The sequence below is a fragment of the Ureibacillus aquaedulcis genome (genome assembly GCF_030418165.1).
In the GTDB taxonomy this organism is placed as follows: Bacteria; Bacillota; Bacilli; order Bacillales_A; family Planococcaceae; genus Ureibacillus; species Ureibacillus aquaedulcis.
The window spans coordinates 1-14,794 of record NZ_JAUHTQ010000012.1; the positions used below are offsets into that span (position 1 = coordinate 1).

18 protein-coding genes and 1 tRNA gene are annotated in these 14,794 nt (G+C 36.6%); 10 read left to right on the top strand and 9 right to left on the bottom strand.

The features are described from left to right. Positions 1–388: 388 nt before the first annotated feature. Positions 389–898: a CBO0543 family protein gene (locus tag QYB95_RS14230; protein WP_301139016.1), complete on the top strand. Its 510-nt coding sequence runs from the start codon at positions 389–391 to the stop codon at positions 896–898. A 17-nt stretch (positions 899–915) separates the two neighbouring features. Continuing rightward, complete coding sequence (locus QYB95_RS14235; protein WP_301139017.1) at positions 916–1,455, top strand: CBO0543 family protein; 540 nt, start codon at positions 916–918, stop codon at positions 1,453–1,455. 364 nt (positions 1,456–1,819) lie between these two features. Here QYB95_RS14235 and QYB95_RS14240 read toward each other — a convergent pair whose 3' ends face one another. From QYB95_RS14240 to QYB95_RS14250, 3 genes are all read right to left on the bottom strand, one after another. Continuing rightward, positions 1,820–2,872 (bottom strand): DUF3231 family protein, encoded by a 1,053-nt coding sequence (locus QYB95_RS14240; protein WP_301139018.1) that lies wholly within the window; start codon positions 2,870–2,872, stop codon positions 1,820–1,822. Between the two features lie 233 nt (positions 2,873–3,105). Then, a complete protein-coding gene (locus tag QYB95_RS14245) occupies positions 3,106–3,414 on the bottom strand; it encodes a DUF3243 domain-containing protein (RefSeq protein WP_301139019.1) in 309 nt (102 codons plus the stop codon). A 172-nt stretch (positions 3,415–3,586) separates the two neighbouring features. Then, positions 3,587–4,009, bottom strand: coding sequence for a hypothetical protein (locus QYB95_RS14250; protein ID WP_301139020.1), 423 nt, complete (start codon positions 4,007–4,009; stop codon positions 3,587–3,589). Positions 4,010–4,199: 190 nt separating this feature from the next. Between QYB95_RS14250 and QYB95_RS14255 the strand changes: the two genes are divergently transcribed. Further along, the gene (locus QYB95_RS14255; protein WP_301139021.1) at positions 4,200–4,751 is read left to right on the top strand and encodes a DUF3231 family protein; all 552 of its coding nucleotides are present in this window, start codon (positions 4,200–4,202) and stop codon (positions 4,749–4,751) included. 102 nt (positions 4,752–4,853) lie between these two features. Continuing rightward, entirely contained in the window at positions 4,854–5,708 is an 855-nt protein-coding gene (locus QYB95_RS14260) for a manganese catalase (protein WP_301139022.1), read from the top strand. Positions 5,709–5,887: 179 nt separating this feature from the next. On the opposite strand, the gene QYB95_RS14265 is transcribed toward QYB95_RS14260, so the two are convergent. Next, positions 5,888–5,959 (bottom strand) — tRNA-Asn (locus QYB95_RS14265). Positions 5,960–6,200: 241 nt separating this feature from the next. Further along, positions 6,201–6,377 (bottom strand): hypothetical protein, encoded by a 177-nt coding sequence (locus QYB95_RS14270; RefSeq protein WP_301139023.1) that lies wholly within the window; start codon positions 6,375–6,377, stop codon positions 6,201–6,203. A gap of 580 nt (positions 6,378–6,957) precedes the next feature. Here QYB95_RS14270 and QYB95_RS14275 point away from each other — a divergent pair. The 3 genes from QYB95_RS14275 to QYB95_RS14285 are packed head-to-tail and all read left to right on the top strand — an operon-like array spanning position 6,958 to position 10,509. After that, positions 6,958–8,301: a spore germination protein gene (locus tag QYB95_RS14275; RefSeq protein WP_301139024.1), complete on the top strand. Its 1,344-nt coding sequence runs from the start codon at positions 6,958–6,960 to the stop codon at positions 8,299–8,301. Continuing rightward, positions 8,298–9,413 (top strand): GerAB/ArcD/ProY family transporter, encoded by a 1,116-nt coding sequence (locus QYB95_RS14280; RefSeq protein ID WP_301139025.1) that lies wholly within the window; start codon positions 8,298–8,300, stop codon positions 9,411–9,413. Before QYB95_RS14275 ends, QYB95_RS14280 begins: the two co-directional genes overlap by 4 nt. Further along, positions 9,388–10,509, top strand: coding sequence for a Ger(x)C family spore germination protein (locus tag QYB95_RS14285; RefSeq protein ID WP_301139026.1), 1,122 nt, complete (start codon positions 9,388–9,390; stop codon positions 10,507–10,509). Before QYB95_RS14280 ends, QYB95_RS14285 begins: the two co-directional genes overlap by 26 nt. 195 nt (positions 10,510–10,704) lie before the next feature. On the opposite strand, the gene QYB95_RS14290 is transcribed toward QYB95_RS14285, so the two are convergent. The 4 genes from QYB95_RS14290 to QYB95_RS14305 form a co-directional block, all read right to left on the bottom strand. Next, the gene (locus QYB95_RS14290) at positions 10,705–11,244 is read right to left on the bottom strand and encodes a DUF1572 domain-containing protein (RefSeq protein WP_301139027.1); all 540 of its coding nucleotides are present in this window, start codon (positions 11,242–11,244) and stop codon (positions 10,705–10,707) included. Positions 11,245–11,348: 104 nt separating this feature from the next. Continuing rightward, positions 11,349–12,134 (bottom strand): alpha/beta fold hydrolase, encoded by a 786-nt coding sequence (locus QYB95_RS14295; RefSeq protein WP_301139029.1) that lies wholly within the window; start codon positions 12,132–12,134, stop codon positions 11,349–11,351. 168 nt (positions 12,135–12,302) lie between these two features. Next, a complete protein-coding gene (locus QYB95_RS14300) occupies positions 12,303–12,740 on the bottom strand; it encodes a DMT family transporter (RefSeq protein WP_301139030.1) in 438 nt (145 codons plus the stop codon). Between the two features lie 112 nt (positions 12,741–12,852). Next, complete coding sequence (locus QYB95_RS14305; RefSeq protein WP_301139031.1) at positions 12,853–13,224, bottom strand: nuclear transport factor 2 family protein; 372 nt, start codon at positions 13,222–13,224, stop codon at positions 12,853–12,855. 198 nt (positions 13,225–13,422) lie between these two features. Between QYB95_RS14305 and QYB95_RS14310 the strand changes: the two genes are divergently transcribed. From QYB95_RS14310 to QYB95_RS14320, 3 genes are all read left to right on the top strand, one after another. Continuing rightward, entirely contained in the window at positions 13,423–13,737 is a 315-nt protein-coding gene (locus tag QYB95_RS14310) for an ArsR/SmtB family transcription factor (protein ID WP_301139032.1), read from the top strand. A gap of 80 nt (positions 13,738–13,817) precedes the next feature. Further along, positions 13,818–14,246: a DMT family transporter gene (locus tag QYB95_RS14315; protein ID WP_301139033.1), complete on the top strand. Its 429-nt coding sequence runs from the start codon at positions 13,818–13,820 to the stop codon at positions 14,244–14,246. Positions 14,247–14,259: 13 nt separating this feature from the next. Then, positions 14,260–14,724 (top strand): DMT family transporter, encoded by a 465-nt coding sequence (locus QYB95_RS14320; protein ID WP_301139034.1) that lies wholly within the window; start codon positions 14,260–14,262, stop codon positions 14,722–14,724. Positions 14,725–14,794 lie beyond the last annotated feature (70 nt).

The window sequence follows — 14,794 nt, forward strand, 5'->3', positions numbered from 1 at the left end:
TTTGATATAGCTAAAATTGATTTCCGTTGCGGGGACGCGCATCCTCGGGCACGGCTCGAGCCTGTAGTCTCTCCCTCGTGCTATTCCCCCAGGAGTCACCCCTCCACTCCAATCAATTTATACAGTATCAATTTCTTAATATGGATTCTTCCATCATTCAAAGAATTCTTACTTCTGACCCAGCCTCATTTTTTATTGTGGGGGAAGGTCAAGTTTCAAAATCCCCAATGTTTTGGAATTTTAATGATAATTTCTTCATGTGCATGCTTTCCTCCCCCTCCTGATGATTTGTTGAAACGGCGTTTCTCTAAAAGTTATCCCCTTCATGAATCTCCGGTGCTCCAAAAATCTTTGCTGCATGTCTTAATATTCGATGTAATGGGCGATAATGAACATTGTACAAAGAGAGAATGATGGAGTGGAGAGGTGTTTGACGGTGCTGATCGGTATTGTAACTTTTATTATAAGTTGGATTGCCTATTTATTCTTTTCCGATAAAAAGAAATTCCATTTATACGTTCTTACAGCTTACATAGGTATTATTCTGGCATTGATTACAGACTTGCTCATGTTCGTTTATCCCCTTTGGAACTATCCGGGAACAAAATTAGAAAAATTCTTTATTCAATTACTAAACGGATTCGGCTTATATTTTGTAGTCATCTATCTCTTCCTTCAATTCCTGCCAAAGAGGCAAACGGTTTTAACGATAACACGTTACATCTTTTTTTGGTCTATGTTTGCCATAATCCTTGAGTTTATATATTTGCATATTGGCTTTATTGAACATGGATTATGGTGGAATATCATGCATTCCTATATAGCAGATTTGTTGTTATTTGTTATCTTCTATCTTCATCATAAGTGGGCATCAAAGTATTCATTAGCAAATATATGATATAGGGGAATTTTAATATGCAAACTAGCTGGCAAGAGGTTGTTCAGATATCGCAGCAGTACAGAAACGCTAGAGTGGAATATTGGTTAAGCGAAACCTTATTTAATTTCAGTTGGTGGATTCTTTTGGTGACAACTCTTGGTCTTTTTGTTATCTGGGTCATACTCTTAGACAAAAAAAGGGTATTCGAGATTCTCTCATACGGCTTTTTGGTTACAACTATAAGCTCAATTTTGGATATCATAGGCATTTATCTGATGTTATGGCGGTACAATCATACTTTAACGCCATTTTCGATTCCTATTGAAATTCACATTATCCAGATGCCTATTATTTATATGATTATTTACCAATATTTTAATCCATGGAAAACATTCTTACTTGCAATTATAATCAATGCATTTTTCTTTGCATTCATTCTGGAGCCATTATTGGTATGGCTACAGGTATATGAGTTATATAACTGGAAACATAGCTACTCATTTATACCTTATATCCTGCTTGGCGTGCTCATTAAATGGGTTATTCATAAACTAAAGCAGAATAACTATGCATAGCTCATTTTTTGTATATTAATAAACCTTTTCTGCTTATGTCTTGGACCTTATAGAGGAAGAAAAACGCAGTCGGAAGAATAGAACTGTTTTTCGGGTACCATAATAATCTAAGTGTTATTGATGTAACACAAAACAATGCCGAGGGGGACACACTTTGAATACTTTATTTAGCTTAATTTATCGTCTATTTATCATTGGCCATAAAGTAACTTTCTTGCTTGATAATAAGATACATGAGCTAAAAGCCTTGTTAAGAATTCCGACTTTAACGAAAGCCATGAGTATTCATTAAGTAATCTTCCATTATGCATTGTAAAAAAAGGTGAGTGCATTATCTGCCCACCTTTTTCTTTTTTATATTCGTCTAATTTCTGTCAAATGCTTTTGGCGGTGATTCCAGCCAGCCTTTATCTATCAGGATATTGGCAGCATCATCAACAAACAAACCATTATTGACCATATATCTCCCATATAATGCCGCTATATCTCTTCTTCCATTAACCGCAATCGAGTTTCCCAAGGTCCTGATTTTTATGGAAAACATATCAAATTTATGATATAACATGATTTTATCTGAAAAAGGCGGATAGGTGGACGTTGTAACCAGATGATCTAGATAGGATGGTGCCTGCAAGTTTTCCATTTGAAGCTTTTCAGCAAATTGCTTCACCGACTTATCCGTCATTCCCAATCCACGTTTAAACAAAGCCTTGATTTTTTCGTCTTTAACGTTCTGGTGAAATCCTAATAACAACGCTTTACTGGTTGTGTTATTCTCGATATTATCGTAAAGGTGAATAATTTCCATTGCATGAAGTGGTCTCACCTCTCCCAGCCAACCGTTCAAATAGCTTTGTTTATTGATAAAATCGCTTTTTTCAGGTATTGGGATCATCGGAGGTTTTATAATTAATTTCTTGCCATATAAAACATTATTGACTTGTCCTAACAAAATCGTCGTACATTCATTTGCATAAACGAAAAATTCCCTAATATCTTCCCTCATTACCAGCGGAATGGCTACTGCGTAAATGCTCATACCTGCCTTAGCCGCATATTTTAAATAATGGGCATAAAACTCATCCCGGTATAAACGCGGGGCACCAAGATTTACATCCTCCTCCGAAAATCCTATCGGTATAGGGAAATTGGCATCGTTATAAAACTTTTCAATCCTCTGTAAAAAATCCTTGCTTACTGCCAAGCCATTTTCCAGTAGGGTCTTAATCGACTCATCCTCACAGTGCTGAATAAAATAAGGGAGAATGTGACTTGACATACTGTTTCCCATATAGCTAACCCAAAGTTTCCCCATTTCAAAAACCGTTAAAGGTTGAGATTCTTCGAAGTCTAACGTACTCAAACTTAGCGGTTTCATCACATTCATTGGATTCAATTCTTTATCGGCCTGTTCCATAAATAACCTCCTATTTACTATGTCAAATAATAATATTCCCTCGAATAGGGAAATGTATGAATGAATAAGCTGTACAGCTCGCACAAATAAAAATACACTTTCCTAGTTCTAGAAAAGCGCACGCATTATTTAAAGTTTTATCATCAAAATTAAAAATCATCCCTTCCCTAAGTAGTGCTTACTTAGAGAAGAGATGATTTCACATTTTTTCACTTTAGAATTGCAAGTTTTGTTTACTGTTTTTGTACCATTCGTAAAAGCGCATGGGCGATTGCATGTTTTTCTTCGCCTTCTGCTGCTTTCCACAGTTCCTGCAGTACTTTTTCTTCACTGTTGCGAGGTTCTTCTGATTTTGCAAGATAGTCCGCAACTTTTTCAGCTGCTTTTGCCAGCATTTCTTCACTTAAGCCCAATTTTTCGCCTTTAGATACTTGCTCGCTTAAATAGTTTTTAAAGGTAGTAAAACTTTCTAAGATTTGATCCTTTTCCTCTTGCGATAGGTCCTTTAATTGATTCTCTACTTTGTTCATATCTTCCGCCATGATAATTCCTCCTTTAATAAGTAATACTGGAACACTTATTATATCCCCTGAAAATTTTCAGCTAAACCTAGTAGGATGTAATCATGTGTTCACCTTAATTTGGTAATGATTTTATTTTTTGAGTCGCTTCCTGCCCATATGGAATTCTTTAGAGTTCAATATGAAATAACAATTAAATCTTTTCTTGATATATTTCTAATTTTATCGGTTTTGAGTTTAATGGTATTTTAAACTCCTGTAGCTTTTCTATCCGCTCAAAAAAGTCATCGATGTCTTCGTAGTCCATCGACCATTCGGCTCTCTCCATCTTTCTTAGATCATCTGTTGGCTCCAATAAGCAATGGCAGTGTAGTTGTTCCATGTGTGAGTGATTTTCTTCTTCATAAATTGTAAACTGACGGACAAAGTCAAAATGAAAAAGTTCCTCCCCGGAATCCTCGTAAACACCACATTGAAACAAGATTTCTTTCTCCTCTTCCCCTTCAACTGTTTCTCGACAAAAAGCTTTAAAGGTTTCCCAAGCCTTTTCTAGATCATCAGTATCTTCACTAATCAGATTTCTTAGGTAACTTTCAGCATTCCTGACCGTAAGCATCTTAACACCTCCGCTATTATTATGGAACTATGTTTTATAAACTAAACCGACCTTCGATTTAGCCCTATAATGAAAAAACTCCTAACCTCTTCAAAGGAAAGAGCCGAATTTGTTCAAGAAGCTACTATTAGAATGTTTTCGGTTTTAAAAACTTTGCGCAATGTTAAGAATAGAGGTGGAGGTGATAACTATGCCAAAACATGCATTCGAAGCACTGATGAAGGTTTTACATAGTCTATTTGACGATGAAACTAAACCACCTTTACATGTTGGCGAAGTAATGTCGTGTTGGACGTATTTAACCGTTCTAGAAGAGTCAGTTGCCCTTGAGCAACTTGCTATTAACACAACGGCAGATACAGAGCTAAATAATTTTCTTCACAAAACAATGGGTGGCGCTAGTTCACAAGCTGCAAGACTAAAGGATTTCCTTCAACAAGAAGGTATACCCTTACCTCCTGCTTCTGAACCCAAGCCTGTATCTGACCCAAGTGCTATTCCTTTGGGAGCAAAAATGACAGACTCAGAAATCGCTAATCTTGTTAGTGTCAAGATTGCATCAGCGATTACCCTATGTGCGGCAGGTACGGCGCAATCGGTAAGAAACGATGTTGGAATAATGTTTTTTGAATATCAAACTGAAGCAATGCAATACGGTGCCCTTTTAAAATCAATAATGCAAAAACGGGGATGGCTCAAGATCCCCCCTTATTATCGTCCTCCTGGCGGGCCAAACAGTTAATTCTTTAGAGTCTCCTTAATGGAGGCTTTTTTGCATCGTGCACCTAATTCGTTTCAGCCCATATAATGGATGGAACAAATAAATAACAAAGGTGTGGAAAAATTGTTTTATCATATCAAAGAGTTACAATACCATGCAAAGCCGGAAAGACCGGATCCATTGTTTGCCAAGCAATTACAAGAAGTTCTAGGTGGTCAGTTTGGGGAAATATCCGTTGCTCTGCAATACCTGTTTCAGGGTTGGAGCGTTCGTGGAAACGGAAAATATAAGGACCTTCTGATGGACACGGGTACTGAAGAATTGGCACACATCGAAATGCTGGCTACAATGATTGCAAGGTTATTGGAAGGAGCACCGGTTGGAGATCTGGAAATTGCTGCAAAAGACCCTATAATCGGGGCTATTCTCGGTGGTATGAACCCACAGCATGCAATTGTATCCGGACTTGGCGCGATGCCGGCGGATAGTGTTGGTAATCGTTGGACAGCAGATTATATTATTGCAAGCGGGAACTTACTTGCCGATTTTAGGGCAAATTTAAATGCTGAATCCCAAGGCAGATTACAAGCAGTAAGACTATATGAAGCAACGACCGATCGTGGCGTAAAAGATATGCTCGCATGGCTGATTGCAAGAGATACGATGCACCAAAACCAATGGATAGCAGCCATAAAAGAGCTGGAGGCAAAGGAAAACGTTGTCGTTCCAAGCACATTCCCACGTGAGCTGGAAAAACGCGAGGTCTCTCATGTCCTATTTAATTTCTCAAGAGGAAACGAGAGTGCCACAGGCAGATGGGCAAATGGTCCAAGTATGGACGGCGAGGGTCAATTCCAGTACGTTGAGCATCCACAGCCACTAGCACCAAAACCAGTGTTAAAACCTGCCCCACCTTATATACATGACACCTTACCTTCCGTTCTTAAAAATGATGCGATTCCTCCAAGTTTATATTAAATACAATAACAATAAAAATTAACTTGATTAACTAGCTAAAAAAATTAGCCAGTTTTTTTATTAAGGTTCTGAAGCAAATCAGTTATTTAATCCCGAAAGGTTAAGAAGAAGGCTGCTTAATGAAAAACAGACGAACGCTTATCCTTTTCAAGAATAGCGTTCGTCTGTTTGTTTACATACTCCGAAGGTAGGACTCGAACCTACGACCAATCGGTTAACAGCCGATTGCTCTACCACTGAGCTACTTCGAAAAATAAATTTTTTCCTACTCAAATATAATGGCCGTAACTTTAACGATTTATACTTCTTTTTTATTTAAATCATTTTTTTATGATACTTGATTAGCAAGATGTTCTTAAAGTGGTTGTAAACCATATATGAACTCATCCAAAAACCCCGAATAGTGCACTTTTTGAAAAGTGTCATTATTCGGGGTTTAGATCGAAGTAGTATTACGACCACTTCTCAACAATCAACTATAAGATGATCTAATTAGCGATTGTTGTTGTTATTGTTGTTATTGTTGTTGCGGTTATTATTGTTGTTGTTGTTGCGGTCAAAGTTTAGATCTTCAGCAAACTCCTCACGGTTGTTACGGTTGTTTGCATCATTATTTTGACGGTTGTTGCGTTGGTTGTTGTTGTTATTGTTGTTGTTGTTTTGTGCCATGTCATCTCACCTCCACAAAAAATAGAATGTGGAGATAGTGGCTTTTTTATTCGTAATATTTCTTTAGTAAATACCAAGAAGATCTTTTAATTGCGCATTAATTCAACTCCAGTTGAAATACTATAGTTACTAACATTTTGATGTATCAGTAATTTATAACTATAGGCAGCATTAATAATGGGTATGCAATGCAAAGATTTTACCGCTATTTTACTCCAAGGTTGTTTTCCCCACTGATATAATGCTTGGTACTATACGTCTATCTGTTATCAAGAGGAGCACTTAATTCATTGGTGCCCTTCTTTTTTATGTTTTTTATCCAGTAATCAAAATTCTTCTCTCAATCCCCCTGTCTTAGCGACCTTCATTTTTTCAATTCTTCCCTCAGCAACAATTCCGTCATATGGGCCTTTAATGTAAATGGATGCATCTTTAATTTCATCCTCATGCCATGGACTAGGTCTAGAAAGTTTAAATACTAACCTACCAAGATTCTTCAATTAACTGACTAGGTTATGAATCGACTCACAGTTGGTGGGATAAGATAAATATTATCTATTTGTTGATTGGGGAATTTATTATGTTATTATCGGAAACCATTAATTGGGTTAATGAACAGTTTAAAAATACAAATGAATTGGTGCACAAAAACTTAGAATATGAAAATAAACACATCCTGTTGTTCTACCTTAAATCTCTCATTAACTCAGAAATGCTTCAACAGTTAATAATTAAACCCTTTTTCGAAATGTCTTCCGAAGAGCAATTCAAGATATATTTACAAGCATTACCACAGTTCCAGGAGGTTACGTCAAAAGAACAAATTCCGCTTGAAATGATGAATGGAAACATTTTAGTTAAAATCCACAATGAATTATACTTATTGGACTTCAGATTAGCAAACAATGATAAAGTTAATCAGACATCTGTAGAAACCACTATCCATGGTTCTCAACTAGCATTAAGTGATAATCTCATGACGAATATTAACGTGATCCGTTCTAACTATCATCAAGCTTCTTTAACTGTTGAATATCTTGTTAAAGGAGAAGTCAATCAACATAAAGTGGCAATCATCTATGATAAGGATAAGGTCAAAAGTGACGTTTTAGATACCATTCGAAAAAGGCTTCAAAATGTAGATAAACAACTGATTACTTCAACCACTCAGTTGAATAATTTTATCAATGATAAGCGATTTTCGCTATTCCCTCAAATGATTATGACGGAACGTCCTGATCGAATCGTCTACAATCTCGGTGGCGGGAAAGTCATTCTGTTGGTTGACGGCAATCCACAATCAATGGCTACGCCAGTAGTATTTTTCGATTTCATGACGACTATCGAGGATAATTATCATACCCTATTTATTTCGCTTTTTTTGAAGATCCTACGATATGCCGGACTACTTCTCAGCCTTCTTCTACCAGCTTTGTATGTGGGTGTAACTTCATTTACTCCAGAAGTGTTTAGAACGGAATTGGCTTTGACCGTAGCTGGAAGTAGAGTGGGTGTCCCTTTCTCCTCTTTCATTGAAGTTCTATTCATGCTTTTTTTTATGGAATTATTGCTGGAGGCCAGTATTCGACTTCCAAAAGCAGTCAGTGCCACTGCTACTACGGTAGGAGGTCTTATACTAGGAACAGCTGTTACTGAAGCGTCTCTTGCATCGAATATCATGGTCATTATTGTTTCTGCAGTGGCTATTTCAACCTTTGTTATTCCAGTCAACGAAATGGCGTTTTCTATTAGAGTTGTCCGATTATTATTAATACTCATCACAAGTATATTTGGTTTAGCCGGATTGATATTAAGCTTTTTTGCATTGATTATGCATTTAGTTAATTTAGATAGTTTTGGAGAGCCTTACTTGAAGTTATATACATTAGCGAAAGACAAGAAGAGTTCGGAGGGGAAATCTTGAGCCGATATTATTACTACTTAATATTTATAAATATGGTGGCGAATATTATTGCTTCAGTCCCTTCTATCCTGTATGAATCCCATAAGGAAGGCTCTGTTTCCTCCATGATACTGGGCTTAGTTGCCGGGACAATTATTGTAACGATTTATACAAGATTTTTTAATGCTTTCCCTGGGATGACATTACCAGACTTACTTGAGAAAACCACAGCCAAATGGTTTTACAAGCCATTCGTATTATTTTTGGCTTTTATGTGGTTTTTTGCTGGACTAATCACATTGGCTACATATACATTCCTTCTTATTCGATATGTTACGCCCGAGATGCCAGTTATTCAAATAAGCTTGTCTATTATACTTTCCGTCATTTTCGGGTGTCTAATGAGAACCGAACGAGTGTTATATACGATTGAGTTAATATTGTTAGTTACCCTTCCATTAATCTTATTTATCTTTTATAAAACCTATAGCGGCAATAGTTTAGAATGGGACTTTGTAAAGGAAGCTGCTTTATATGTAAACCAACTACCTGACTTAAATTCTTTTTCTGCAAGTTTCTTCCTATTTCTAGGGGTAGTAAATCTTTTTATGTTTAACCGATTCTTTACCAAGAAACAAAGTTTCAACTGGAAACATGTCACAATAATAGCTATTATCTCAACCTTGAATATGTTTACTACTTATTTTATTCCTATCGGCTATAACGGTTTTGAGAACATAGATGAACTTGTTTATCCATGGATTTCAACAAGCGACTCGATAAGGATGGAATATTTTATGATTGAACGCGTTCTGTTTGTTTTTTTATTGTTTTATTTGGGAATCGCCTTCGTAAGTATCATGATTCACTGGCACGTATCAATAGAATTTTTAAAATTTGTTTTCAATTTAGAAAAACTTAAAATTAAAGGATTCAAATTAGGCAAATTTATACCTATCCCTTTTTTCATAGGTGCATCTCTATTTACTATTGTTAAACTTAATGAATATCAATTGCTTCGTTTATCAAGTATTTTTTATAACTCGTTAATATTCTTCTTCCCCTCAATGATCTTACTTTTTTTCTTTATTAAAAGGAGCATGAAAAATGCCAAACAAGCAAAGCAAAACTAAACTATTCATCCTCATACTATTACCAATTATTACCATACTGACAGGTTGCGAATTCAAGGATATTGATAAGAATGTATTTGTTTCGATGATTGGCATTGATAAATCAGACGATGAAGATAAACCATACAAAATAACTTTGAAATTATATGTACCGACCAGTTCTTTTAAACAGTCCCCGAAACCTGAATACGCTTATATCACTCAAAATGGAGAGACTTTAACCGAGGCAATCCGATTGATGGAGAGCTATTCAGACAAAGAATTAGAGTTTGGCCACTCGAAGCTAATCGTCATTGGAGAAGACCTTTTGGCAGAGAAAGCAAATGAGATAATGGATTTTTTGTTGAGAAGACCAGATATCCAAATGATCTCCTGGGTTGCTGTTGGCAGACCTTCTGCAGAAGAGGTAGTCAAAATGGTACCTCAGGGCGAGAATGCAGCTTATCCAGCTCTATTCAACTACTTTGATGATATTGGTACTGAAAGTCAATTTATCGTCACTACTTACTTGTTTGATCTGAGAAGAAGATTGAAAGAAGATGGAATCGATCCCGTATTACCGATAATCGAGGTAAAAAAGAAAGAGTCACACTTTAAAGTAAATAAATCTATGGTATTGGTTGATAAGAAAGAACCATATGAGCTTTCATCGCTATATACACAAACATTTAATATACTATCAATGAATGCACCAATTGCTGATCTTATTATTAAGGAAGAAGGCGAATATTTTAATGCAAGAGTTGATTCTATGGAATCAAAATATAGAGTCAATGTAAAAGACAACAATAAGATAGAACTTGAAGTAGATGTAAGTTTAATCGGATATATATCAGAATCTAAAAACCCTTTAAAAACTCAGGATCTTGCCTACTATAGCAAATTGATGGAAAAAGAGGCAAAGGAGAAGTTTACCGAGTTTTTCGAAGAAATGATCCATATAGGATATGACCCAATTGGGTTTGGACTAGATTATAAGTCACGCACTTTGCATAATCGACGTATGAGTAGTGAGGAATGGGAAGAGGCATACAAAAATGCGGGAATTAACATGACAATTAATGCTGAATTAAAGAGTACGGGATCAATTAAGTGATGAACTTAATCTAGTCAAGATTTTAGTGGACATTTTAAACGCTTGGATTTGTTTCCAAGCGGTTTTTAATTTGACTTTAATCATTATTAATTCAACATTTTAAACAATCTGTCCCTTTTGTTAATTAGAAAAATCCTGCGCCTTCGCACAGGATCAGTTTATTAATCGAATTCATCGGATTCGATTGAAAACAAATCATTTTTTCTCATGTTTTTTCTGCATGGATTCCAAGTATTCTTGTGATTGCCCTTTTGCGATGCTCAGGGTTTTCCAATCCTTATCTTTTACTTGCTTACCTGCATACACGATTTGCCCTACATGGTAGGCGTAATGAGCCATCTGTCTTTCAATCGCATCAATTACCGTGTGTCTTTCACTGCGAATATATATAGTTTTTAATAGATCCTGTTCCACTAGAACTCGTAATGTGTCAAAAAGTGTTTGCCAGCCTTTTTCCCAAACATCAATCATTTCCTGCTTGGACGAGATTGTATTCTCAAATTCCTGATCGCGATTTCTATCGGGCTTTTCCCCATCCGAAGTCAAAAAGTCGCTCCACCTGGAAATCATATTTCCACTCATGTGCTTTACGATTACGGCAACACTATTTGACTCGTGATTATAAGTCCAATGAATTTCCTCTTCCGTTAATTGGTTTATGGTCTTGTCTCCAAGGTCTTTCACACTGTTAAACCTTTCCTGCACCACTCTTAGGTACTCATTTCCAAAACTCATTCGTATCCCCCCGTTATTTATTAATCGTGTTTCGGTAAGTCATGCCCTCAAATTAACTGATTGTTTTCAAAAGAAATACCCTCTACCTTAAAAGAGAGATTTTATTATATTTTTGATAGAAATTTATGAACTGTTTCATTAAAAACATGGGGTTGACAGAGGTTACTCGGGTCAAACGAATCTTTAATCACACAAAACTCTGATTGTTTTATATGTCTTGCAACTTGCTTCATCATCTGAACCCCTAATTTCGTATGATCCCCTACCAGACATAGACTCGGAACTTCTAAACTATTTAACTGTCTATTAAATTTTAAATGATTTATTGCTTTTCTTTGAATTGTGGCTTCATGCTTTCTCAAGTTCAATAAAACACGTTCCATCTCTTCACTGGCCAATTTCCATCTTTTATAAGAGGCTTTTGTTAACCGGGCAAGCCACTTTTTCGGGATATGAAGGATCCACGTTTGTTTCGCCCCCATCACGCCGAATAATTTTTGAACGGAATCAATGGACGTATCACAATAACTATCTACTATTACTAGAGCCTTAACAATTTCGGGATACGTAATGGCTAATTTCTGGATGACCACACCGCCATATGAAACGCCAACAAAGATGGCCTCTTCAATTTTCAAGAAGTTTAGTATTTCCTTTATATCATTGATTTGCACTCCCAAAACACGTTCAAATTCACAGTCCAGTCTACCAGAATTTCCATTCCCTCTTAAATCGATCAGGATTACTTCGAAAAAGTTTTTAAAATATTCTACTTGTGGTTTATACATCGTGGAAGATGCGCCTAATCCATGGATAAAAACTAGAGGTGTCCCTTTACCTTGGGATTCATAATAGATATTAGTACCGTCCTTGGTTCTTAAATAGGGCATATCTCTCCCCCTTCCAAACTATTTATTAATTACGATCGATAGACTAGTTTGCTTTAGCTGTTCAAAAAGCTAGTGGTGCAATCCATAAAAAAGAGCGCAATTCCTATCCTAGAATTGCACCATTTAACAGACAAAAACTATTTCATTCCATGTGAAGATTTTTCACTGCTATTTTTTAGTATACAAAAACAAAGCGAATAGCATTAAAATGATGGCAATCAATTTTTTTGAATCGACCGGATGGCTCGTTCCGCCAAATAAACCAAAGTGGTCAATGATTGCGCCAAGCAGAATTTGCCCGACAATGACAGACATTAGAGCAGTGGAGACGCCGATTTTGGGAACGGCAATTACCTGAACAACCACAAAAAACGCCCCCAGCAAACCACCCACCAATTGCCATTTAGGTACGGTTGATATGGCTGAAATTTCCCCTTTGCCAAAAAATAATAAAATGAATAATAAAGCCAGTGTGCCCACCGCAAAGCTAATAAAAGAACCCTCGATGACACCGACTTTCTTTCCTAAACCTCCATTAATTTGGCTTTGGACAGCGAGTGCCATCCCACCGACCATCGCAAGTAATGGAAAAATAAGTTTTAGCATAATCTGAATCTCCCGAATTTCAATATTTCTTATATTACTAAAGGATGATAGTAATACCTATAATGGATTTTTATTATAATATACTTTTTACGTTTTATCTGACTGTAGACTTTCAGTTATTCGGTATAAAACTGCTATGCCCCGAGATTACTTTTAATCCATTCTTCTGTTTTTGCCAAACTCTTGTATAATACATTTCATCCTCTCTTTGTTGCCCAGCAACCATGGCCTGTACCCTGGCGTGTGTTATTGCTACTGCACCATTCTCCAGCGGAATAATCTTTTGATTTAAAAATTCAATTTCCGTGATATTCACGATTCCTGACCGATGCGAATTAATGTCGTCTTCCTTGTTTACAATTTGGCCAAAAGGACTAACAAATATGAGGTTATCGCTGATAAGTTTATCAAGACTTTCGACATCCCCCTTCACCATGGCGTTACGCAGCTTTTCTTCATATTCATAAATAACCTTCTCTTCCATCTTGATGCCTCCTAGTTACTCCCTAATAGAATCTCTCCTAAATAATTCGATTCATTAAATAAAAACCCTTCTTGGGTAAAAGCCAAAACGATAAGAAGTCATTTGATATGAACTTATCCTTCATCCTTCCCCAAAGGATGATCTATTTTTCCCCCTTCAACTTGACATATCGAAAAATCTAGATATACAATTACACACATGGAACCTATTGATGTATTCAAAGCGTTATCAAACGAAACAAGACTCAATATCCTGGAGTGGTTAAAGGAACCCGAGAAGCATTTTCCTAAACAAGGCGCTCACCTACCGAAGGAGGTAAGTTATAAGGGCGGAGTTTGTGTTGGGGATATTCAAGAAAAAGCCAAAGTTTCTCAATCCACGGTTTCCAGCTACTTAAATATGATGCAAAAAGCCGGTCTACTTGAATCGGTTCGCCATGGACAATGGACTTACTACAGACGAAATGAAGAATTCATTCAACAGTTAGCCCAATATTTTAAAACAGATATCTAAGGAATATTGATTTCTGTTTTTTTACCCACATATATCTATATTTCTAGATATATAATTATTTGAAAAAGGAGAACTAATCGATGCGTTTACTATCATATCTATTAGCCCTTATGGCTGGGGCGGCACTCAGCTTTGAAGGTGCAATCTATGCAGAACTCGGAAAATCAATCGGACAAATTGAAACAAGCTTTTATAACTTCTTTATGGGTTCGATTATCCTGGGGCTGTTGTGGCTCTTTTTTGGAAAAGGAAAGCTTTCTTATGCATTGGAAGCACCGAAGTGGTCACTACTTGGAGGTGTGTTGGGTGTGGTTTATCTAACCTCCATCGTAATAAGTGTCCCATTCGTTGGTGTCGGCATCACAATGGTTGCCGTCATTATCGGTCAGTTGGTCATGAGTATGGTGATCGAACATTTCGGATGGCTGGGCAGCAAGAAAACGAAGATAAATAAAGATAAAATCTTTGCGGTACTTTCAATGATTATTGCACTTGTATTAATAAATTAGGAGGATTGGATTTATGGGGTTATTCATGATTTTATTCACATTGATTGGCGGGATCACATTAAGCGCTCAATCATCCATTAATGGTACATTAAGTCGAAAAGCCGGAACAATTGAGACGACATTTTTAACCTTTCTCACTGGAACATTGTTTCTTACAATTTTCATACTATTTTTTGGCAACGGCAATGTTCTTGGACTTTTGGACGCACCAAAATGGCAACTAAGTGCAGCATTCTTGGGCACAATGTATCTACTGCTGACGGTCATGGCTGTTCCGAGAATCGGGGTTATCGCGACGAATATTGCCGGAATTGCCGGGCAACTTGTGATTGGTGTGGTGATCGATCATTTTGGATGGTTCAATAGCTTAGTGATAGAATTGGATATGAAACGGGTCTTCGCTTTGCTATTTATGGTCCTTTCACTTTATTTTATATATAGAGGGAATAAACGCACAAGCGAGGAGTCAGCTGCTTAAATCATTCAGAAATGCTGATTCGTGGTGAAAAAGTTGGAAGATTATTTATTTAGTTATTTGTTGAATAATA

Excerpts from the sequence above, each read along its gene's own strand:
- QYB95_RS14290 (WP_301139027.1), bottom strand. The coding sequence starts at position 11,244 with ATGAGTTTTGGAAATGAGTACCTAAGAGTGGTGCAGGAAAGGTTTAAC.
- QYB95_RS14250 (WP_301139020.1), bottom strand. The coding sequence starts at position 4,009 with ATGCTTACGGTCAGGAATGCTGAAAGTTACCTAAGAAATCTGATTAGT.
- QYB95_RS14300 (WP_301139030.1), bottom strand. The coding sequence starts at position 12,740 with ATGCTAAAACTTATTTTTCCATTACTTGCGATGGTCGGTGGGATGGCA.
- QYB95_RS14255 (WP_301139021.1), top strand. The coding sequence starts at position 4,200 with ATGCCAAAACATGCATTCGAAGCACTGATGAAGGTTTTACATAGTCTA.
- QYB95_RS14245 (WP_301139019.1), bottom strand. The coding sequence starts at position 3,414 with ATGGCGGAAGATATGAACAAAGTAGAGAATCAATTAAAGGACCTATCG.
- QYB95_RS14320 (WP_301139034.1), top strand. The coding sequence starts at position 14,260 with ATGGGGTTATTCATGATTTTATTCACATTGATTGGCGGGATCACATTA.
- QYB95_RS14285 (WP_301139026.1), top strand. The coding sequence starts at position 9,388 with ATGCCAAACAAGCAAAGCAAAACTAAACTATTCATCCTCATACTATTA.
- QYB95_RS14315 (WP_301139033.1), top strand. The coding sequence starts at position 13,818 with ATGCGTTTACTATCATATCTATTAGCCCTTATGGCTGGGGCGGCACTC.
- QYB95_RS14305 (WP_301139031.1), bottom strand. The coding sequence starts at position 13,224 with ATGGAAGAGAAGGTTATTTATGAATATGAAGAAAAGCTGCGTAACGCC.
- QYB95_RS14235 (WP_301139017.1), top strand. The coding sequence starts at position 916 with ATGCAAACTAGCTGGCAAGAGGTTGTTCAGATATCGCAGCAGTACAGA.
- QYB95_RS14275 (WP_301139024.1), top strand. The coding sequence starts at position 6,958 with ATGTTATTATCGGAAACCATTAATTGGGTTAATGAACAGTTTAAAAAT.
- QYB95_RS14240 (WP_301139018.1), bottom strand. The coding sequence starts at position 2,872 with ATGGAACAGGCCGATAAAGAATTGAATCCAATGAATGTGATGAAACCG.
- QYB95_RS14230 (WP_301139016.1), top strand. The coding sequence starts at position 389 with ATGAACATTGTACAAAGAGAGAATGATGGAGTGGAGAGGTGTTTGACG.
- QYB95_RS14270 (WP_301139023.1), bottom strand. The coding sequence starts at position 6,377 with ATGGCACAAAACAACAACAACAATAACAACAACAACCAACGCAACAAC.
- QYB95_RS14310 (WP_301139032.1), top strand. The coding sequence starts at position 13,423 with ATGGAACCTATTGATGTATTCAAAGCGTTATCAAACGAAACAAGACTC.
- QYB95_RS14295 (WP_301139029.1), bottom strand. The coding sequence starts at position 12,134 with ATGCCCTATTTAAGAACCAAGGACGGTACTAATATCTATTATGAATCC.